The 20,935-nt window shown below is 67.1% G+C and carries 16 protein-coding genes; 2 read left to right on the top strand and 14 right to left on the bottom strand.

Features of this window, described 5'->3' with window-relative positions; genetic code table 11:
- Window positions 1-19: 19 nt before the first annotated feature.
- Window positions 20-3,520 carry a response regulator gene (locus tag H3H36_RS05445; RefSeq protein ID WP_182214980.1) on the bottom strand — a complete coding sequence of 1,167 codons (3,501 nt, stop codon included), beginning with the start codon at window positions 3,518-3,520 and terminating at the stop codon, window positions 20-22.
- Window positions 3,521-3,717: 197 nt separating this feature from the next.
- On the opposite strand from H3H36_RS05445, the gene fnr reads away from it, so the two are divergent.
- Window positions 3,718-4,476 (top strand): fumarate/nitrate reduction transcriptional regulator Fnr, encoded by a 759-nt coding sequence (fnr, locus tag H3H36_RS05440; RefSeq protein ID WP_182214979.1) that lies wholly within the window; start codon window positions 3,718-3,720, stop codon window positions 4,474-4,476.
- Between the two features lie 85 nt (window positions 4,477-4,561).
- Here fnr and H3H36_RS05435 read toward each other — a convergent pair whose 3' ends face one another.
- From H3H36_RS05435 to H3H36_RS05375, 13 genes are all read right to left on the bottom strand, one after another.
- Window positions 4,562-5,107, bottom strand: a complete 546-nt coding sequence (locus tag H3H36_RS05435; protein WP_182214978.1) for a FixH family protein — start codon at window positions 5,105-5,107, stop codon at window positions 4,562-4,564.
- A gap of 18 nt (window positions 5,108-5,125) precedes the next feature.
- A complete protein-coding gene (gene ccoG, locus H3H36_RS05430) occupies window positions 5,126-6,514 on the bottom strand; it encodes a cytochrome c oxidase accessory protein CcoG (protein WP_182214975.1) in 1,389 nt (462 codons plus the stop codon).
- A gap of 12 nt (window positions 6,515-6,526) precedes the next feature.
- Window positions 6,527-7,498 carry a cytochrome-c oxidase, cbb3-type subunit III gene (gene ccoP, locus H3H36_RS05425; RefSeq protein ID WP_182214973.1) on the bottom strand — a complete coding sequence of 324 codons (972 nt, stop codon included), beginning with the start codon at window positions 7,496-7,498 and terminating at the stop codon, window positions 6,527-6,529.
- Window positions 7,491-7,658, bottom strand: coding sequence for a cbb3-type cytochrome oxidase subunit 3 (locus H3H36_RS05420; protein WP_182160878.1), 168 nt, complete (start codon window positions 7,656-7,658; stop codon window positions 7,491-7,493). Before H3H36_RS05420 ends, ccoP begins: the two co-directional genes overlap by 8 nt.
- 2 nt (window positions 7,659-7,660) lie before the next feature.
- The gene (gene ccoO / locus H3H36_RS05415; RefSeq protein ID WP_182214970.1) at window positions 7,661-8,275 is read right to left on the bottom strand and encodes a cytochrome-c oxidase, cbb3-type subunit II; all 615 of its coding nucleotides are present in this window, start codon (window positions 8,273-8,275) and stop codon (window positions 7,661-7,663) included.
- 15 nt (window positions 8,276-8,290) lie between these two features.
- A complete protein-coding gene (gene ccoN, locus H3H36_RS05410; protein WP_182214968.1) occupies window positions 8,291-9,718 on the bottom strand; it encodes a cytochrome-c oxidase, cbb3-type subunit I in 1,428 nt (475 codons plus the stop codon).
- A 122-nt stretch (window positions 9,719-9,840) separates the two neighbouring features.
- Complete coding sequence (ccoS, locus tag H3H36_RS05405; RefSeq protein ID WP_182214966.1) at window positions 9,841-10,014, bottom strand: cbb3-type cytochrome oxidase assembly protein CcoS; 174 nt, start codon at window positions 10,012-10,014, stop codon at window positions 9,841-9,843.
- 30 nt (window positions 10,015-10,044) lie between these two features.
- Window positions 10,045-12,642 (bottom strand): heavy metal translocating P-type ATPase, encoded by a 2,598-nt coding sequence (locus H3H36_RS05400; protein ID WP_229219755.1) that lies wholly within the window; start codon window positions 12,640-12,642, stop codon window positions 10,045-10,047.
- 20 nt (window positions 12,643-12,662) lie between these two features.
- Window positions 12,663-13,436, bottom strand: coding sequence for a sulfite exporter TauE/SafE family protein (locus H3H36_RS05395; RefSeq protein ID WP_182214965.1), 774 nt, complete (start codon window positions 13,434-13,436; stop codon window positions 12,663-12,665).
- A gap of 10 nt (window positions 13,437-13,446) precedes the next feature.
- Window positions 13,447-14,895 (bottom strand): oxygen-independent coproporphyrinogen III oxidase, encoded by a 1,449-nt coding sequence (gene hemN, locus H3H36_RS05390; RefSeq protein ID WP_182214964.1) that lies wholly within the window; start codon window positions 14,893-14,895, stop codon window positions 13,447-13,449.
- A 51-nt stretch (window positions 14,896-14,946) separates the two neighbouring features.
- Complete coding sequence (locus tag H3H36_RS05385; protein ID WP_182214963.1) at window positions 14,947-16,611, bottom strand: methyl-accepting chemotaxis protein; 1,665 nt, start codon at window positions 16,609-16,611, stop codon at window positions 14,947-14,949.
- 209 nt (window positions 16,612-16,820) lie between these two features.
- A complete protein-coding gene (locus H3H36_RS05380; RefSeq protein WP_182214962.1) occupies window positions 16,821-18,926 on the bottom strand; it encodes an EAL domain-containing protein in 2,106 nt (701 codons plus the stop codon).
- Window positions 18,927-19,056: 130 nt separating this feature from the next.
- On the bottom strand, window positions 19,057-19,992 hold the full coding sequence (locus H3H36_RS05375) for a DUF808 domain-containing protein (protein ID WP_182214961.1): 936 nt from the start codon (window positions 19,990-19,992) through the stop codon (window positions 19,057-19,059).
- A gap of 177 nt (window positions 19,993-20,169) precedes the next feature.
- Between H3H36_RS05375 and H3H36_RS05370 the strand changes: the two genes are divergently transcribed.
- Window positions 20,170-20,820: a LysE family transporter gene (locus H3H36_RS05370; protein ID WP_182214960.1), complete on the top strand. Its 651-nt coding sequence runs from the start codon at window positions 20,170-20,172 to the stop codon at window positions 20,818-20,820.
- Window positions 20,821-20,935: the final 115 nt, after the last annotated feature.

Genomic DNA, 20,935 nt, shown 5'->3' with positions numbered 1-20,935 from the left:
GCCGCGCTGGCAGCGGCCGTCAGCCCTGCTCGTGCGCCAGCCAGGCGCGGGCTTGCTCCAGCGTGGCCGCCAGCGCCGCCTGCACGGCTTGCCAGTGCGCCTGGGCTTCCCCGTCCCGGCCCTCGGCGATGGCCGCTTCGGCCGCCAGCGTGGCCTGCACCAGGCGCTTGGCGCCCAGCACACCGACGGCGCCGCGCAGACCGTGGTAGAGCTTGGCCGCGTCGCGCGGGCGGCCCTCGCGCAGCGCCGTGGCGGCGTCCGTCAACGGCGCCATGCCCCCGTCGAGCACGCCCCGCACCATCTTGAACATCACTTCGCGGCCCCTGGCATCCTTGCCCATCACGCGCATCAGGCTGTCCATGTTGAACGCGGCGGCATCGGCCGGCCCGCTGTCGTCGACGGCGGCAGGGGCCGCCCCGGACGGAGCTGGCGGCGTCGCCACGGACGCCGCGCGGGCCGGCGCGGCCGGCAACTGGCGCTCGATCACGGCCAGCATCTGTTCCACCTCGACCGGCTTGGGGATGAAGTCGGAAATGCCGGCCTCCACGCAGCGGCTGCGTTCGGACGCCAGCACCCCGGCCGTCATGGCGATCACGGGCAGGCGCAAGCCCAGTTCCTGGCGCAGGATGCGGGTGGCGCTGAAGCCGTCCAGCACCGGCATCTGCATGTCCATCAGCACGGCGTCGTAGTGGCCGGCCGAGCTGCGCAACAGGTCCACGGCTTGCTGGCCATCGCCCACCACGTCCAGCGTGGCGCCGGCCTGCTCCAGGATGCCGCGCGCCACCGTCTGGTTCAGCAGGTTGTCCTCCACCAGCAGCAGGTGCACGCCGTGCAGGCGGCCGGTGATGCCATGCGCGGGCGCCGGCGCGTTCGTGCCCTCGGCGTTGGCGGCCAGCGCCTGGTGCAGCGCGTCGAACAGGTTGGAACTGGTGATGGGCTTGACCAGCACCACGTCCGTCTCGGGCGCGCTGGAAATCTCCTCCAGCCGGTCCAGCGCGAACGCGTTGATCATCACCACGATGGGCTGCTTGCCGCCATGGGACGCCTGGCAGATGGCCTTGGCGGCGGCCAGGCCGCCCATGTCGGCCATGTGCCAGTCGGCCAGCACCACGTCGTAGGGACGGCCGGCCTCGCGCTGGACCCGGTAGCGCGCCAGCGCCGCCGTGGCCGAGTCCACTTCGTCGGCCTGCCAGCCCCAGGCCCGGATCAGCTTGCCGATCAGTTCGCGGCTGGTGCGGTTGTCGTCGGCCACCAGCACCCGCAGCGGACCCAGTGCGGGCGCGCGGCGCGGCTTGTCCTGCGCGGCCAGCACCTCGAACGGCAGCGTGAACCAGAAGCGCGCGCCCTGGCCCACCACGCTGCTCACCTCGATGCGTCCGCCCATCATCTCGATCAGCCGCTTGCTGATGGCCAGCCCCAGTCCCGTGCCGCCGAAGCGGCGCGTGATGCTTTCGTCGCCCTGGGAAAAGGCCGTGAACAGCTGGGCCTGTTGCTGGTCGGTGATGCCGATGCCCGTGTCGCGCACCTCGAAGCGCAGCCGTGCCGAGCCGGGCGCCAGGCCGTCCTGGCTGTCGCGCGCCACGCGCACCACCACCTCGCCCTGGGCCGTGAACTTGATGGCGTTGCCGGCCAGGTTGACCAGCACCTGCTGCAGCCGCAGCGCGTCGCCGCGCAGCAGCCGCGGCACGTCCGGCTCCACTTCGATGGCCAGCTCCAGTTCCTTGTCGCCGGCGCTCATGGTCATGGTGGTGGCCAGCGTGTTGAGCACCTCGTCGAGCTCGAATTCCGTGGGCGACAGTTCCATGCGGCGCGCCTCGATCTTGGAGAAGTCGAGCACGTCGTTGAGGATGGCCAGCAGCGACTGGCCCGACATGCGCACCATGGTCAGGTATTTGCGCTGCTGCGGCGTGAGCGCCGTGTTGCCCAGCAGGTAGACCATGCCCAGCACGGCGTTCATCGGGGTGCGGATCTCATGGCTCATGTTGGCCACGAAATCGCTCTTGGCCCGGTTGGCCGCCTCGGCCCGGTCGCGCTCGCGTTCCAGTTCCCGCGCGCGCGCCTCGAGCTCGCCGCGCAGGCGCTGCGGCTCGGTCACGTCGGCGATCACGGCCAGCACCTTGGTGCCCTGGTCGGTGCGCACGGCGCTCAGGTTCACTTCGATGGGGAACTCGCTGCCGTCGCGGCGCAGGCCCAGCAGCGCGGCGCCCTTGCCCATGCGTACCGGCTCGTCGCTCAGGCGGCTGGACACGAACTGCAGCCGGTGGCCCGCGTGCCGCGTGCGCAGCCGCTCCGGCATCAGCATTTCCAGCGGCTGGCCGATGATGTCGGCGCGCGCGTAGCCAAAGCAGCGTTCGGCCTCGCGGTTGAAGGTTTCCACGCGGCCGGCGCCATCCACCACGACGATGGCGTTGGGCGCCAGTTCGATCAGCCGCTGCAGGCGGGCGTCGGCCGCCAGCCGTTCATGCATCAGGCTGTTGAAGGCCGTGGTCAGCTGGCCGATCTCGTCGCGGCTGGACACCGGCAGCGGCGTGAAGTGGCTGGTGTCGCGGCGCAGGCGCACGATGGCTTCGTGCAGCCGCAGCAGCGGCGCCATCAGGCGCAGCGTGAGCCAGCCGATCAGGGCCGCACCCAGCGCGGCGGCCAGCGCGCTCCACAGGGCCAAGCGGGTCAGCACGCCGTTGAACGGCTCGAACGCTTCCTCGGCCGGCAGCGAGGCGCCCAGCACCCAGTCGACCGACTTGAGCGACTTCAGGCTGGTCAGCGCCCGCACGCCGGTACTGTTGGTGGAGATCACCGTGCCCTCGAAGCCTTCGCGCAGCGCGCGCGTGGTGGCCGGGTTGGCGTTGGGCGGGCGCGGCTGCAGCAGCCGTTTGGGGTCGGGATGGAGCACGTACACCGGCTTGGCGGTGCGGGTGAGGGCGAAATAATAGCCGCTGCGGCCCACCTTGGCCGTGCGCAGGTGGCCCAGCAGGTTGTCCTTGTACAGCCGCAGCACGCCCACCAGCACGCACACCACGCGGCCCTGGGCGTCGAACACGGGCGCGGCCATCTGCACGATCGGTTGCTTGCCGGTCTTGCCGATCAACGGTTCCGTGATCATGGGCTGATGGGTGCGCATCACTTGCTGGAAGAAGGCGCGGTCGGCCGCGCTCACCCCCATGCGCGCCGGCACGGGCGGCAGGTCGGCCACGATGGCGCCATCGGGGCCCAGCACCAGCAAGTCGTCGAACAGCGACAGCACGGCGCGCTCGCTGTAATAGGCCCGCAATTGCCCGGTGGAGGCGGCGATGGCGGGCGGCTGCAGCCTGGCCGAGCGTTCCACGATGTTGAGCAACATGAGCAATTTGTCATCCAGTTCCTCGGCCGTGCGGTTGATCAGCGCCGTTTGCTGGTCGAACAGGACTTTGGTGAAATCGTCGCGCATGCGTTGCGTCTGCACCACGGTCACCAGCGCGATCATCACGATCGAGGTGAGACTGGTGGCCAGCACGACTTTGGCTTTGATGCCGAGGGGCTTCATGGGGTCCTTGCGAGTGGAGCGCGACGGCCCGCGGCGCATGGCCACCTGGGGGGCAGGCGCGCGGCGATGACTGTCCATGACAGGAACGATAGCAGCCCTCGGCCGGCAGGCGCAAGCCGCACGTTTCTGACAGCAATACTTGATTGGATGAGTGCGGCTTTGCCGGCATCTGGCGGCAAATCGGCTACACTGGCGCCATGATACAAGCTCTTCCCTCCCTAGTCTTGCCGGGTGTGTCGGTGGAAGCGTTGCGGGCGCGCTGTTCCAGCTGCAGCATGCACCAGCTGTGTTTGCCCATGGGGCTCGATACCGCCGACATGGAGCGCCTCGACCAGATCATCGGCCGGCGCCGCAAGGTGCCGCGTGGCGCCACCCTGTTCCGCATCGGCGATCCGTTCGCCAGCCTGTACGCGATCCGGCTGGGCCACTTCAAGACATTCCAGGTCAACCCGGACGGCGCCGAGCAGATCACGGGGTTCCAGATGGCCGGCGAGCTGCTGGGCATGGACGCCATCAGCACCGACCGCCACCACTGCAACGCCATCGCGCTCGAAGACAGCGAAGTGTGCGATATCCCGTTCGGCAGCCTGCAGCAATTGCTGGTCGATATGCCAACCTTGCTGCGCCACTTCCACCGCATGATGAGCCAGGAGATCACGCGTGAACAAAGCGTGATGCTATTGCTGGGCAATATGCAGGCCACCCAGCGCTTCGCCGCCTTCCTGGTCAACCTGTCCTCGCGCTACGAGGCGCGCGGTTATTCGGCCACCACCTTCCAGCTGCGCATGACGCGTGAGGAAATCGGCAACTACCTGGGGCTGACCATCGAAAGCGTCAGCCGGCTGCTGTCCAAGTTCAAGAAGGAAGGCATGCTGCGGGTCAGCAACCGCGAAATCGAGTTGCTCAATCCCGCCATGCTGAAAGCCATCACGGCCGGCACCCGCACCTGCGCCTGAGTTTCCCGCAAAATAAATCGGGGACGTAACACCATATTGCCGCCAGGCGAAATGGTGTTACGTCCCCGATTTTTCTGCGTGGTATTTATTCGGCGGGGGCGTTGGAGGGCGTATCGGCGCGCAGCTGGATTTCGCGTTCGGCCGGCCAGTTCCACACGCCGTCGAGGCGCCAGTCGCGTTTCTCGCTCTCCACCTGCACCAGCCAGCGGCTGCGCTCGAGCATGGGCAGCGCCACCGTGAAGGCGCCATCGGCGTCCGGCTGCACCACCAGTTGTACATCCTTTTCCGGCAGCGTGGCGTGGGCCAGGTGCAGCAGCAATCGGCCAGGCTGGGCTTTCACGGGGCTGTCCAGCCGGCCCATCAGCTCGCCCTGCTCCGGATCGTAGCGCAGCGCCACATCCAGCTTGAGCGCGGTGGCCACGCGGTCGCGCCGCAAGTCCTGGTTGATGGCCTTGCCCTGCTTGTAATAGTCGCCCACCACCAGCGCGTCCTGGCGCGTGTAGGCCAGCCACATGGTGTAGCTGCCGGCCACGATCACCAGGAACGGGCCCAGCATCAGCAGCCAGGGCCAGCGGTGGCGGTACCAGGGCAGGCTGCGCGCCTGCTGGTCGATGGGGATCACTTGTGCCATACGGTTACTCCTTGCTGTTTAGCGCGGTACGATGAAGACCGCATGTTCACGCACGTGCAGGCTGGGGTCGTCGAGCGCCTCCAGCTCCACCTCGATCTTGTTGGAACCCTTGTGGCCGGACTCGTGTTCGGCGCGCAGGCGGATCGGGTAGGCCAGCGTTTCCGTGGCACCCACCTTGACCGTGTCGGCCGTCACCTGGTGCAGGTGCTCCATGCCCGACACGCGGATGCGGTAGGTGTGGGCTTGCTCGGTGGTGTTCATGATCTGCAGGCGGTACACGTTCTCGATCATGCCATCCTCGACTTCGCGGCCCATGGCGCCGCGGTCGCGGATCACGTCCATCTTCAGCGGCGTGCGCAGCCACAGGGCGGTGCCCACGGCCGCCACGATCAGGCACAGGATGCCGGTGTAGATCAGCACGCGCGGACGCAGCGCGTGGGCCCGGATCTGGGCCGTCGTGTAGTTTTCCGCCATCGCGTGGTCCGTGCTGTAACGGATCAGGCCGCGTGGCAGGTCGATCTTGTCCATCACGCCGTTGCAGGCGTCGATGCAGGCCGCGCAGCCGATGCATTCATATTGCAGGCCCTTGCGGATGTCGATGCCGGTCGGGCACACCTGGACGCACATGGTGCAGTCGATGCAGTCGCCCAGCTTGCTGACGTCGGCGTTCTTGCTACGGGCGCCGCGCGGCTCGCCGCGCTTGCTGTCGTAGGTGATGATCAGGGTGTCGCGGTCGAACATCGAGCTCTGGAAGCGGGCATACGGGCACATGTATTTGCACACTTGCTCGCGCATCCAGCCGGCGTTGCCGTAGGTGGCGAAGGCGTAGAACACCACCCAGAACCATTCCCACGGACCGAAACTGAGGGTGGTCACTTCGGCCGCCAGTTGCTTGATGGGGGTGAAATAACCGACGAAGGTGAAGCCGGTCCACAGGGCCAGGGCGGCCCAGACGACGTGTTTGGTGGTTTTCTTGAGGAACTTCTTGAGCGAGGGGCCTTGCTTGTCGAGCAGCATGCGCGCGCTGCGCTTGCCTTCGATCTTACGTTCTATCCACAGGAAGATTTCCGTGTAGACCGTCTGGGGGCAGGCGAAGCCGCACCACACGCGCCCGGCCACGGCCGTGGCCAGGAACAGCAGGTAGGCGCAGATGATGAGCAACGCCGCCAGGTAGATGAAATCCTGCGGCCACAACACCAGGCCAAAGATGTAGAACTTGCGGGCCGCCAGATCGAACAGCAGGGCCTGGCGGCCATTCCACTGCAGCCAGGCGAAGCCGTAAAAGACCAGCTGGGTCAGCCAGACAAAGACCCAGCGCAGGCTGGCGTAGCGGCCCTTGGTTTCGCGCGGGTAGATTTCCTCCCGCGCCGCATACATCTTGATGACTTGAGGTTGTGGCGCATTCATCGCATTGCTTCTTTACGGCTTGGCGGCAGCGGCGGTGGTGTCGGCGGTGGCCGCCACCTCGGCTGTGCCGGGGGTGTTGGACAGGCTCCAGATATAGGCGGCCAGCACGTGGACCTTGCCTTCACCGAGGAACTCGCCAAAGGCCGGCATCGTGTTGTTGCGGCCCTTGCGGATGGTTTCCATGATGGTTTCCAGGCTACCACCGTAGAGCCAGATCTTGTCCGTCAGGTTAGGCGTGCCCAAGGCCTGGTTGCCATGCGCGTCGGCGCCGTGGCAGGCCATGCAGGCGCCAAACTTGGCCTTGCCGAACACGGCCTTGATGGGGTCGTGTGTGGAACCGGACAAGCTCAGCACGTAGTTTGCCACGTTTTCGACATCCTTGTCTCCGCCCAGCGCCGCGCCCATCGGTGGCATCACGCCGTGACGGCCGCCCATGATGGTGGTCTTGATGATGTCGGGCGAGCCGCCGTGCAGCCAGTCCTTGTCGGTCAGGTTGGGGAAGCCCTTGTTGCCGCGGGCGTCCGAACCATGGCACTGCGCGCAGTAGGTCAGGAACAGGCGTTCGCCCATGGCGTGCGCCTTGGGATCGGCCGCCACGGCCTTCAGGTCCTGCTTCAGGTACTGGTTGAACAGCGGGCCGTAGTCGTTCTCGGCCTGCTTCAGTTCCGCCGCGTGCTGGCCGCTGGAAGTCCAGCCCAGCTTGCCCTTGTAGGTACCCAGGCCCGGATACAGGAACAGATAGGCCAGTGCGAAGATGATGGTGATGTAGAACAGGAACATCCACCAGCGGGGCATCGGGGTGTTCAGTTCCGTCAAATCCTCATCCCAGATGTGGCCGGTGGTGCCGACCGGGCCGTCATGCTGCTGGTTCGGGTCGGCCTTGATCTTGGACTGCGAGTACAGCAGGATGGCGCAGCCAAACACGCCCAGCATGGTCAGGACGACGATGTAAATGTTCCAGAAACCGCTGGTGAAATCAGACATGGGTATGCTCCTCGTCATCGGCGAACGGCAGCTGGGCCGCGGTCGCGTATGCGGATGCGCGGTGGCCCGAATAGGTCCACCACAGGATGCCGACGAAGGTGATGAAGGAGATCACCGTCATCACGCTGCTGGCGTTATCAAAAATGGTCTCGAGTGCCATGACTAGTTCCTCGTCTTGATTGCGGTACCCAGGCCTTGCAGGTAGGCGATCAGGGCATCTTCTTCAGTCTTGTCTTTCAGCTCGTCCGGGGCGGCGGCGATCTCCGCGTCCGTGTACGGATGGCCCAGCGTGCGCAGCGCGCGCATCTTGGGCTGGATCTCCGATGGGTCGAGCTTGTTCTGCGACAGCCATGGGTAGTTCGGCATGTTCGATTCCGGCACCACGTCACGTGGATTGTTCAAGTGCGTCTTGTGCCATTCGTCGCTGTAGCGGCCACCCACGCGGGCCAGGTCGGGCCCGGTGCGCTTGGAACCCCACTGGAACGGACGGTCGTACACGTACTCGCCGGCCACCGAGTAGTGGCCATAGCGTTCCGTTTCAGCGCGGAACGGGCGGATCATCTGCGAGTGGCAGTTGTAGCAGCCTTCGCGCACGTAGATGTCGCGGCCCGTCAGGCGCAGCGCCGAGTAGGGTTTCAGGCCGGCCACCGGCTCGGTGGTCGACTTCTGGAAGAACAGGGGGATGATCTCGACCGCGCCGCCCACGCTGACCACCAGCGTGACCAGGGCGATCAGCAGCCAGGGCTTGGTCTCGATCCATTCATGCGTAAATTTCATTTGTCGGCTCCAGAGTTAGGCGTGCTTGGTGGCCAGCGCGGGGATGCGGGCCACGGCCGTTTCCCGGTTGCGCAGCGTCATGTAGGTGTTGTAACCCATCAGGCACATGCCGGTCAGGTACAACAGGCCGCCGCAGACCCGCACCACGTAGTACGGATAGGTGGCCTTGACGCCTTCCACGAAGGTGTAGGTCAGGGTGCCGTCCGGATTGACAGCGCGCCACATCAGGCCCTGCATCACGCCGGCGATCCACATGGCGGCGATGTACAGCACGATACCGATGGTGGCGACCCAGAAGTGCACGTCGATCAGCTTGGTGCTCCACATCTTCTGCTGGCCCGACAGGCGTGGCAGCAGGTAGTAGATCGAGCCCATGGTGATGAAGCCCACCCAGCCCAGTGCGCCGCCGTGGACGTGGGCGATGCCCCAGTCGGTGTAGTGCGACAGCGAGTTGACGGTCTTGATCGACATCATCGGGCCTTCGAAGGTGGCCATGCCGTAGAACGACAGCGAGACGATCATGAATTTCAGGATAGGGTCGGTACGCAGCTTGTGCCATGCGCCCGACAGCGTCATGATGCCGTTGATCATGCCGCCCCACGACGGTGCCAGCAGGATCAGCGAGAACACCATGCCCAGCGACTGGGTCCAGTCAGGCAGCGCGGTGTAGTGCAGGTGGTGTGGGCCGGCCCACATGTAGGTGAAGATCAGGGCCCAGAAGTGCACGATCGACAAACGATACGAGTACACGGGACGCTCGGCCTGCTTGGGGATGAAGTAGTAGACCATGCCCAGGTAGCCGGCCGTGAGGATGAAGCCCACGGCGTTGTGGCCATACCACCACTGGATCATGGCGTCCTGCACGCCGGCGTAGGCCGAGTAGGACTTGAAGGCCGACACGGGCAGGCTGGCGCCGTTGACCACGTGCAGCAGGGTCACGGCCAGGATGTAGCCGCCGAAGAACCAGTTGGCCACGTAGATGTGCTTGACCTTGCGGGTGATCAGGGTGCCGAAGAACACGGTGGCATAGGCCACCCACACGATGGCGATCAGGATCGTGATCGGCCATTCCAGTTCAGCGTATTCCTTGCCGCGGGTCAGGCCCATGGGCAGGGTGATCACGGCGGAAAGAATGACGGCTTGCCAGCCCCAGAACGTGAAGGCGGCCAGCTTGTCAGAGAATAAACGCACCTGGCAGGTGCGCTGGACAACGTAATAGGACGTGGCGAACAGGCCACTGACGCCAAAGGCGAAAATGACGGCGTTGGTATGGAGCGGGCGTAGCCGTCCATAAGTCAGCCAGGGGATGTCCAGGTTCAGAGCCGGCCATGCCAGCTGGGCGGCGACAATGACGCCCACCAGCATGCCGATTATGCCCCAGACTACCGTAGCGATCGCGAATTGCTTCACGACCTTGTAGTTGTAGTTCAGTGCTTGATCCACTTGATGTTCTCCTGAGAACGCTTCGATGATGTGGATCAAAGGGTACGAGGAAGGACTTCAAAAATCTTTGATTTGGATCAAAATTGCCGGAATGAAGCCATATGGTGACGGCTGGCTGGATTTCAATCAGGTTTTTTGTCGTCCGGTGCGGGCGGGCGGTCATCGTCCTGCAACACGCGCAGGCCGGGGCCCACCAGGTCGTCGAACTGGCCATGGTCGGCGGCCCGGAAGAACAGCCACAGGGCGCCGAACACCAGCAGCACGCTGAGGGGGATGAGTAGGTACAGGGCTTCCATGATGGCGTGTCGTTCAACTTTCAAAAAGGATCAGGCACGCCGCAGCCGCACGGCGTTCAGCACCACCACGGCCGAGCTGATGGCCATGCCGGCGCCCGACAGCCAGGGGTTGAGCCAGCCCAGCGCGGCGGCCGGGATGGCCACCAGATTGTACAGCGTGGCCCAGGCCAGGTTCTGGCGGATCACGGCCATGGTGGCGCGCGCCGTGCGGGCCGTGCCGGCCACTGCGTCAAGCGAGCCGGACAGCAGCACGGCGTCGGCCTGGGCTTGCGCCAGCGCCGCGCCCGAGCCCATCGCGAACGACACGTTGGCCGCGCGCAGCACGGCCGCGTCGTTGATGCCGTCGCCCACCATGGCCACCACGGCGCCGTCGGCTTGCAGTTTTTGCACGTAGGCCAGCTTGTCGGCCGGCAGGCAACCGCCTTGCGCGTGGGCGATGCCCAGCGCCTCGGCCACGTGGCGCGTCAGGCCCGGCGTGTCGCCGCTGAGCAGCACCACGGTCTTGCCGGCGGCGCGGAAATAGTCGACCGTGGCGCGCGCGTCCTCGCGCAGCGCGTCCTGCAACAGGAAGCAGGCCAGCCAGCCTTGGGCGCTGCCGAGGAACACGGCCGTGGTGCCCGGCGCGCCGGCCACCAGCGGGCCATCGTCGTTGGGCCCGGCCAGCCCGGCCACGAAGGCCGCGTTGCCGAGTCGATAATGTTGTCCATCCACCATGCCGGACAAGCCCTGGCCCGGCGTTTCCTCCACTTGCGTGGCGCTGCACGGCAGCGGGCCGTCGGCCGCCGCCGCCAGCGCGCGTGCCAGCGGGTGGGCGCTCGACGCTTCCAGCGCGGCGGCGATCTGCACGCAGTCGGCGCGGCGTGCATCGCCGTACAACAGCACCTGCTGCAGCACGGGCTTGCCCACGGTCAGGGTGCCGGTCTTGTCGAACACGATGTGGGTGGCGCGGTGCAGCGTTTCCAGCGTTTGCGGGCCCACGGCCAGCACGCCGCGCCGCAGCAGGCGGTCGCCGGCCGCCGCCAGCGCCGTCGGCGTGGCCAGCGACAGCGCGCACGGGCACGACACGACCAGCACGGCGATGGCCACCGGCCAGGCGCGCGCCGGGTCGTACCAATACCAGAAACCGAAGCTGAGCAGCGCGAAGATCAACAGCGCCGTGACGAAATGGGCGGCCGCCTTGTCGGCCCACAGGGCGATGCGGGGCTTGCCCTGGCCGGCCCGCTCCACCAGCCGGATCAGGTCCGACAGCGTGCTGTCGCGCGCCGTGCGCGTGACGCGCGCCAGCACGGCGCGGCTGGCGTTGATGGCGCCGCCCGGCACGGCCTCGCCCATGCGCTTGAGCTGGGGCGCGCTCTCGCCCGTCAGCAGCGACACGTCGAACGCCGTGTCGGCGTCCAGCAGCACGCAGTCGGCCGCCACCGCCTCGCCGGGCTTGACGAGGATCACGTCGCCCACGGCCAGCGTGGCGGCCGGCACCACGGCGCCGTCCCGCTGTTCCGGATAACCGGCCACGCGGGTGGCCGACGCGGGCAGCGCGTGGTGCAGCCGCTGCAGCGCGCCGGCCGCCTTGCGCCGCGCCTGCAGCTCCAGGTAGCGGCTGCACAGCAGCAGGAAGATGAACATGGTGACGGAATCGAAATACACTTCGCCCGTGCCGCGCCAGGTGGCGATCAGGCTGGCGCCGAACGCGGCCACGATGCCCAGCGTGACGGGCACGTCCATGCCCGGCACCCGCGCCCGCAGGCTGGACAGGGCGCCGCGGTAGAACGGCAGCGCCGAATAGCAGACCGCCGGCAGCGTCAGCAGCAGGCTGGCCCAGCGCATCAGGGCCGCCATGGCCGGCTCCAGCGTGCCGTCGTCGCCGGCCAGGTAGGCTGGCGCCACGTACATCATCACCTGCATCATGGACAGGCCGGCCACGAACAGCTGGCGGCCCAGGGTCTTGACGGCGCGCTGCAACTGCTCGCCGTGGCGGCCCGCTTCATAGGGGTAGGCCGTGTAACCGACTTCGCGCACGGCTTGCAGGATCCGGGCCGGCTCGCACAGCGCCGGGTCCCAGCGCACGTGCAGGGTTTCCGTGGCCACGTTCAGGTTCGCTTCGAGCACGCCGGGCTGCTGTTGCAGGCGGCGTTCGATCAGCCACACGCAGGCGGCGCAGCGTATGCCTTCCACCGACAGGGCGGCGGCGCGGCCATCGTCGCAATCGGCGAAACGGGGATCGGCGTTGGTGTAGAGCTGCAGTTCGGGCGGCACCAGCTGGTCGGCGTTGGCGGTGGCACCGAATTCGGTGCGGTCGCGGTAGTAGGCGCTCTGGCCGATGTCGACGATCGCTTGCGCCACGCTGGCGCAGCCGGGGCAGCACATGGGGCGCTCCACCTCGTCGATGCGCACCGACCAGCGGCCGTCGCGCGGCAGCGGCAGGCCGCAATGGAAGCAGCCGGTTGGCGCGCTGGACGCAGAGGCGCTCGCGCCGCCATGCGCTCCTGCGCCCGCGCCGGCATTCGCGCCCGCGCCCGCGTGCACCCCCGCATCCGAGTGCGCGGCGTCATCGTGCATGGCCGCTGGCGCTGCCGCCAGTCCCGCCAGCACGGGTTCCGGCTGGCTACGTCGTTCGGTGTTGGTGCTCATGCGGAGTTTTCCTTGCCGGTTCACGGATGTCCCGTCAAGCATAGCGCATCGAGCCAGCCCAGCGAGGCGCCATGGCTGGCGCGCACCAGCCCCAGCACGCCGAAGCCCAGCACCAGCAAGCCGCAGGCGATACGTATCTTGCGCTGTTGTAGCCGGGCGCGCACGCCCGCGCCCATCATGCCCAGCGTGACCAGCATGGGCAAGGTGCCCAGGCCGAACGCCAGCATGACGGCCGCCCCGTCGAGGGCCGAGCCGCTCAGCAAGGCCGTCAGCAGCACGCTGTAGACCATGCCGCACGGGACCCAGCCCCACAGCCCGCCCAGCGCCAGTGCCTTGAGCTGGCTATCCATGGGCAGCAGCAGCTTGAGCAGCGGCTGTACGCGGCGCCAGACGATCTGGCCCGCGCTTTCCACGTGGGCCAGGCCGCGCCACGCATCCATCAGGTACAGGCCCAGCGCCACCAGCATCAGGTTGGCCAGCCAGTAGAACGCCAGTTGCAGCGTGGCCAGCCTGGCGAGACTGGCCGCGCCTTGCGCCAGGCCGCCGGCCAAGGCGCCGGCCACCATGTAGCTGGAGATGCGGCCCGTGTTGTAGGCGGCCACGCGCAGCAGGCGCTGGCCGGCCGGGGCCAGTGCAGTCGCTGGGGTGATGGCGATCACGCGCGCCGGCGGCGGCGCGGGCGCGCGTGGCGCCGTGGCCGACAGCGCGCTGACGATGCCGCCGCACATGCCGATGCAATGCACGCTGCCGGCCAGGCCGACGGCGAACACGGACAACAGGTGCGCTCCGTTCATGGTGTAGTGCTCAGATGGTGCGCGAGAAGCGCAGCGGCTGGCCCGGCTGCGGCTGCGTGCGCGCCATGCGCAGGTAGCGGTCGAACACCATGCAGATGTTGCGGATCAGCAGCCGGCCCTTGGGCGTCACGCTCAGCCAGTGCGGTTCCAGCGTGACCAGGCCATCCTGCTCCAGCGGCGCCAGCGCTTCGAGCTCGGTGGCGAAATAGGTGCGGAAGTCGATCGGATAGGCTTGCTCGATGGAGTCGATCGACAGCTCGAAATTACACATCAACATCTGGATGATGATACGGCGCAGCAGGTCGTCGCTGGTCAGCTTGATGCCGCGCGCGACGGGCAGCTTGCCTTCGTCCAGCTTCTCGTAATAGGCGTCCAGCGTCTTCTCGTTCTGGCTGTAGGTGGCGCCCACGGCGCTGATGGCCGACACGCCGCAGGCCACCAGGTCCGATTCCGCGTGGGTGGAATAGCCCTGGAAATTGCGGTGCAGCCGGCCCTGGCGCTGGGCCACGGCCAGGTCGTCGTTCGGCTTGGCGAAGTGGTCCATGCCGATGTAGACATAGCCGGCCGCGCTCAGGCGGCGGATGCACAGGGCCAGCATGTCGAGCTTGACGGCCGACGGCGGCAGATCCGCTTCCAGAATGCGGCGCTGCGGCTTGAACAGGTGCGGCATGTGGGCGTAGTTGTACAGCGCGATGCGGTCCGGGCTGGCCGCGATCACCTGTTCCAGCGTGCGCGCCATGCTGTCCATGTTCTGCTTGGGCAGGCCGTAGATCAGGTCGATGCTGATGGAGCGGAAGCCGGCCTCGCGCGCGGCCTGCATCACGGCCAGCGTTTCCTCGGCCGGCTGGATGCGGTTCACGGCTTGCTGCACGTCCGGGTCGAAATCCTGCACGCCCAGGCTGATGCGGTTGAAGCCTTGCGAGCGCAGCGACTGCACCCGTTCGCGGCTGACCGTGCGCGGGTCGATCTCGATCGAATATTCGCCGATGTCGTCCGGGGCGAACTCGAAGTGGTGGCGCAGATGGGCCATCAGGTCGTCCATCTGGCGGTCGCTCAGGTAGGTCGGCGTGCCGCCGCCGAAGTGCAGCTGCTCGATGTGGTTCATGCCCGAGAACAGCTTGCCCTGCATTTCGATTTCCTGCTTCAGGTAGCTGAGGTAGGTGGCGGCCTTGCTGCGGTCCTTGGTGACGATCTTGTTGCAGGCGCAGTAGTAGCAGATGGTGTCGCAGAACGGGATGTGGATGTACAGCGACAGCGGCCGGCGTCCGCCGCGCATGCGCAGGCCGGCGATGGCCTCCAGGTAATTGCCGTAGCCAAAGTCCTCGCTGAAGCGGTCGGCCGTGGGATACGAGGTATAGCGGGGGCCGGATTGGCTCAGCTTGCCAATGATGTCAGCGTCGAACTGCACCGTCGGAAAGAACGCGACGCTGGATGGCGCGCTGGCTGCGGTAGGGGACATGATCATTTCTGCTATCTAACTAACGGTGCGGTGAATACAAAAGGTGCGCGTTCAGGCCGCCAGGCGCTTGACGTTGCCGTGCTGTGGCGCGGCCGGCCGGGCTGGCCGGTTGCCGCCGCGCGTCTGGCGCAGCGCGTGGCCGAAGTTGAACAGGCTCACGGCCTGGGTCAGCCCCGTCGCTTCCTGGGCCAGGCTGGCGGCGGCGGCCGCCGCCTGCTCCACCAGTGCCGCGTTCTGCTGGGTTACCTGGTCGAGGTGGGCGATGGCCGAGTTGACCTGGTCCACGCCGATGCTCTGCTCGCGCGAGGCGGTGGAAATGTCCTGCATGATGGCCGTCACCTGCTGCACCGACTTGACCACCTGTTCCATGGTGGCGCCGGCCCGGTGCACCTGCTCCATGCCGGCGCTGACCTTGCCGACCGACATGTCGATCAGGTTCTTGATGTCCTTGGCGGCCGTGGCGCTGCGCTGGGCCAGGTTGCGCACCTCGCCCGCCACCACGGCGAAGCCGCGGCCCTGCTCGCCGGCGCGGGCCGCCTCGACGGCCGCGTTCAGGGCCAGGATGTTGGTCTGGAAGGCGATGCCCTCGATCAGGCTGATGATGTCGACGATCTTCTTGGACGAGTTGTTGATGTCGTCCATGGTGGCGATCACGTCGGCCACGATCACGCCGCCCTCCTGCGCCACGTTGGAGGCATTGACGGCCAGCGCGTTCGCCTCCACGGAATTGTCGGCGTTCTGCTTGACGGTGGCGGCGAATTGCTCGACGCTCGAGGCGGTCTCCTCCAGGCTGGCGGCCTGGGCTTCCGTGCGGCCCGACAGGTCGGCGTTGCCGGCCGCGATCTGGCGCGTGGCCACGGCCATGGTTTCCACGTTCATGCGCACATCGCGGATGGTGGCGATCAGGTTGCAGTTCATTTGCTCCAGCGCGCGCAGCAGCTGGCCCACCTCGTCGGTGGAATTGGTCTCGAAATGGGCCGACAGGTCGCCGGCGGCGATCGAACGGGCGCCGTGCAGGGCGCGGTTCAGCGGTTGCAGCATGCCGACCCGCAGCGTGTACCACAGGAACACGTTGACGATCAGGCCAACGAAGGTGGCGCCGAAGATGCCATAGCTGAGTGCCGAATTGCGGCCGTCCGAACCGAGCAGGCTGGCCACGCAGACGCCGGCCAGCAGCGTGTTGACCAGGCTGGTGGACGCCCAGATGCGCATGGCCAGCGATACGTGGCGCACGCGGCCCAGCAGGCTGGCCAGGCCAGGTTGCACCACTTCGCCATGGCGGACGGTGATACCGGGCTTGTCCTTGGGCTGCTGGCGCATGGCGCGGTAGGCTTGCTCGGCCTTGGCCACCTGGTCACGGTCGGCCCTTACCCGCACCGACATGTAGCCGATGGTGCGGCCGGCCTCGCGGATCGGGGTGATGTTGGCCTTGACCCAGTAATAGTTGCCGTTCTTGCAGCGGTTTTTCACGAGGCCGGTCCAGGGATAGCCGGCCTTGATGGAACGCCACAGGTCGTCGAACGCCTCGGGCGGCATGTCGGGATGGCGCACGATATTTTGCGGCGCGCCGATCAGTTCCTCGGTGCTGAAGCCGCTCACCTCGCAGAAATACGGGTTGACGTAGGTGATATTGCCGTCCAAATCTGTCTTGGACACGATGGCGTGATCGTCCAGGACTTCCTGTTCGCGGTCGGTGACGGGCAGGTTGGTACGCATGACGGCTATCTCCAAGGAAAAAAGTCTATTCTTGCTCTATCGCAAGCTATGTCGTCAAGTGTAAGGAGTCAGCCTCGTAAATTTATTGATTTAGATCAAAAATCTCCAGATTGGGATGCGCTAGCCGAAAAGGCCGCAAAGCCTGTCGCCATGCGGTTTTCGCAAGATTTTCCGGTTCGGCCGGTGGCCGGCGTGGCTGTTGCGCCGATTCACTCGCGGCCGGCCGTCAGCGGGCGCAGCCGGCCCACCGCGTAGCCCTGGGCGTAATCGACGCCGATATCGCGCACCTGGGCCAGGATGGCCTCGTCCTCCACGTATTCGGCCACCGTGCGGATGCCCATCACGTGGCCGACTTCGTTGATGGCCTTGACCATGGCGCGGTTGATGGCGTTGCTGGCCAGGTCGCGCACGAAAATGCCATCGATCTTCAGGAAATCGACGGGCAGCGCCTTCAGGTAGGCGAACGAGGACAGGCCGCTGCCGAAGTCGTCGAGCGCGAAGGCGCAGCCCAGCTCCTTGAGCTTGTGCATGAAATCTTGCGCGGTAGGCAAGTTGGCGATGGCCGCCGTCTCCGTGATCTCGAAGCAGATCTCGTCCGGCGCCACGTCGTAGCGGCTGAATTGCTCGACGATGTAATCGTGCAGCACGTCGTCACCGAGCGAGGTGCCCGACAGGTTGATCGCGTAGCGGGCCCGGTGCTGCTGGTGGGCGTCGATATACGCCTGGTCCGGCGCCATGCTGTCGCGCAGGCTCTGGATGTGGCGGCACACGGAGCGGATCACCCAGCGGTCGATGTCGAGCATCAAGTCGTAGCGTTCGGCGGCCGGGATGAAGGCGCCCGGCAGGATCAGGTGGCCCTTGGCGTCCTCGATGCGCACCAGCACCTCGTCGTGCGGCTGGCCCTGGGCCGTCAGGCTGACGATGGGCTGGGCGTACAGCCGGAAGCGTCGGTGCTGGAACGCTTCCGTCAGGCGTGACACCCACAGCATCTCGCCGTGGCGCTGGGTCAGCCGCGCGTCCGATTCCTGGTACTGGTGCACCCGGTTGCGGCCCCGTTCCTTGGCCAGGTAGCAGGCCTGGTCGGCCGCCACCAGCAGCTCGCTCAGCGACTTGCTGTCGTGGTTCATTTCGACCAGGCCGATGCTCACGCCCAGTTCGAAGCTGCGGCTTTCCCACACGAAGCGGAAACTCTTGACGGACTGGCGCAAGTCCTCGGCCACGTGCAGGGCCTGGGCCGGCGGGCAATGGGGCAGCAGCACGCCCAGCTCGTCGCCGCCGAGGCGGGCCAGGATGTCGGAGTCGCGCATCTGGGTTTGCAGCAGCTTGGCCAGCAGTTGCAGCAGCAGGTCGCCGGCGCCGTGGCCGCAAGTGTCGTTGACTAACTTGAACTGGTCCAGGTCCAGGTACAGCAGCGCGTGTACGTGGCCCTCCTCCTTGGCGCTGCGCAGGGCGCTGGCCACCTGGGCTTCGAACTCGCTGCGGTTGATCAGGCCGGTGAGCGTGTCGTGGGTGGCTTGCCAGCTGAGCTGGCGCGACAGGTGCCGTTCGTGGCTCACGTCGCGGAACACCACCACGGCCCCCAGCAGTTCGTTGTCGTCGGACCAGATGGGGGCGGCCGATTCCTCGACGGCGATATGGCGCCCCTGGCGCGTGACGAGCTGGCTGTTGGCCGCCGCGGTGACGGTCTGGCGCAGCCGCAGGCATTTGAGCGCCACGTGTTCCTGGGCCGCGCCCGGCCCGTCGTCCACCAGGCGCAAGGTGGTGGCGATGTCGACGCCGTTGGCCAGTTCGCTGGTCCAGCCTGTTAACTGCTCGGCCACCCGGTTCAGGAACTGGGTGCGGGCCTCGGCATCCGTCGTGATCACGCCTTCGCTGATCGAGCGCAGTGTCACTTCGGCCATGTCGCGCTGGCGCGCCAGGTGCCGCGCCTCGGCCTTGCAGTGGGTAACGTCCCAGATCATGCCCAGCGTGCCGCAGGGCTGGCCCTCGGGCGTGTGCACGATCCTGGCCTTGGCGGACAGCCAGTGCAGGCTGCCGTCGGGCCAGACGAGGCGAAATTCCAGCTCGTAGCCATCACCCTGGTCCACCCCGGCCTGCATGACGCGCAGCACGGTGTCGCGGTCGGCCGGGTGCACCATGGCCAGGAAGTCGCCAAAGGGCTGGGACAAGCCGTCCGGGGCCAGCCCCAGCAGCGCAGGCCCCGGCGCGGTCCAATTGATGGTGCTGCCGAGGACGCTGCCATCGTGCAATTGGGAATCCCAGATCGTCATTTGCGCCGCTTCCAGCGCCAGATTCAGTCGTTCGTGCATCTCCATCGCGTACTCCTGTCGCCGGCGGGCATGGCGTGGCGCGGCCATGACGCGCACGGGCCTGCGCGCGCCAGCCGCCTTCCCCTGCTTGGACTCCGGCGCCGGACGCGAGTTCCGCCCGCGGCGGCGGCGCCGCTCAGCGGCCCGGTAACAGGCGGCGCAGGCGGCCGGCCAGCCCGGCCACGGCCAGCGCGGCGGCGCCGGCCAGCAGCCCGGCGACGGCGTTCAGCACGCTGGGGGTGACGGGCGCCAGCACGGCCCCAACCGCAGGCACCAGGCCGGCCGCGCGGGCGGCCGCCTCCAGCAGCGCATGGCTGCCCGGTACGCCGTGCAACAGGATGCCGCCGCCCACCATGAACATGGCCACCGTGCCGGCCACGGACAGCAGCTTCATCAGCCGGGGCGCGGCCGCCAGCAGCAGGCCGCCCAGCGCCTGCAGGATCGCGCCGCCGCGCCGGCGCAGGTACAGGCCGGCGTCGTCGAGCTTGACGATGGCCGCCACCAGGCCGTACACACCCACCGTCATCAGCATGGCCACGCCGGCCAGCACCGCCACCTGCTGGCCGAACGGGGCGCCGGCCACCGTGCCCAGCGCGATCACGATGATCTCGGCCGACAGGATGAAGTCGGTGCGCACGGCGCCGGCGATCTTGTCGCGCTCGAGCGCCACCAGGTCGACGGCGGGATCGGCCACGGCGTCAGCCAGTTGATCGAGGTGCTGCGCATGTTCGGTCCGGTGCAGATAACTGTGGGCCAGCTTTTCGAAACCTTCGTAGCACAGGTAGGCGCCGCCGGCCATCAGCAGCGGGGTGACGGCCCACGGCGCCAGCGCGCTGATGGCCAGCGCGGCCGGCACCAGGATGGCCTTGTTGCGCAGCGAGCCGCGCGCCACGGCCCAGACCACGGGCAGTTCGCGCTCGGCCTGCACGCCGGCGACCTGCTGGGCGTTCAGGGCCAGGTCGTCGCCGAGCACGCCGGCCGTCTTCTTGGCGGCCACCTTGCTCATCAGGGCCACGTCGTCGAGGATGGCCGCGATGTCGTCGATCAGGGCCAGCAGGCTGGCGCCGGCCATCTCAGCGGCCCTCCATCGGGCGGGAGATAAGGATGGTGTGGTGCATATTGGGCTCCGGGATGAAAGTCTGGCAATCTTACCTCAGCCGGCGCGGGCGGCGGCGGGCCAGAGCCGCTACAATGGCCGTTACCGCGCGGCGTGTCGCCGCCGCACCCGCATCTTGAACGGAACACCGCCATGAGCTTTGCCACCTGGATCACGTTTGTCATCGCCGCCACCATTATCGCCATTTCACCGGGGTCGGGCGCCGTGTTGTCGATGTCGCACGGGCTGTCCTATGGCGTGCGCAAGACCAGCGGCACCATCCTGGGCCTGCAGGCCGGGTTGCTGCTGGTGTTGTTCATCGCCGGCGCCGGCGTGGGCTCGCTGTTGCTGGCGTCGGAACTCGCGTTCAACGTGGTCAAGACGGTGGGCGCGCTGTACCTGATTTACCTGGGCCTGGGCCAGTGGCGCGCCAGGGTCAGCGTGGACGGCAACGCCGTGGCGGCGCAGGCGGTGGCCATGGCGCCCTCGCTGCGCAGGCGCGTGCTGACCGGGTTCCTGACCAATGCCACCAATCCCAAGGGCATCATCTTCATGGTGGCCGTGCTGCCGCAGTTCATCGCGCGCGGTGCGCCCGTGCTGCCGCAGTTGCTGATCCTGGCCGCCACCATGTGCACCATCGACCTGATCGTGATGCACAGCTATGCCTTCCTGGCCTCGTCCATGCAGCGTTTCTTCCGCGACCCGCGCGCCGTGCGCAAGCAGAACCGCTTCTTCGGCGGCCTGCTGATGGCCGTTGGCACGGCGCTGTTCTTCGTCAAGCGGGGCGCGGCGGCGACGGCATGAGCGTCGACTGGGCGCCCGAATGTGCAAGGATTTGTAACCCCGGTCGTCCTCACTTGCTGTGCAGCGTTAAATAGACAACGATAAACAGGGCCGTCCCCACGCCGGCGGCCATACG

It is taken from the genome of Rugamonas fusca (assembly GCF_014042365.1).
GTDB lineage: Bacteria > Pseudomonadota > Gammaproteobacteria > Burkholderiales > Burkholderiaceae_D > Rugamonas > Rugamonas fusca.
The sequence above is the reverse complement of the archived record's forward strand: the minus strand, read 5'-3'. Positions and strand labels throughout refer to the sequence as shown.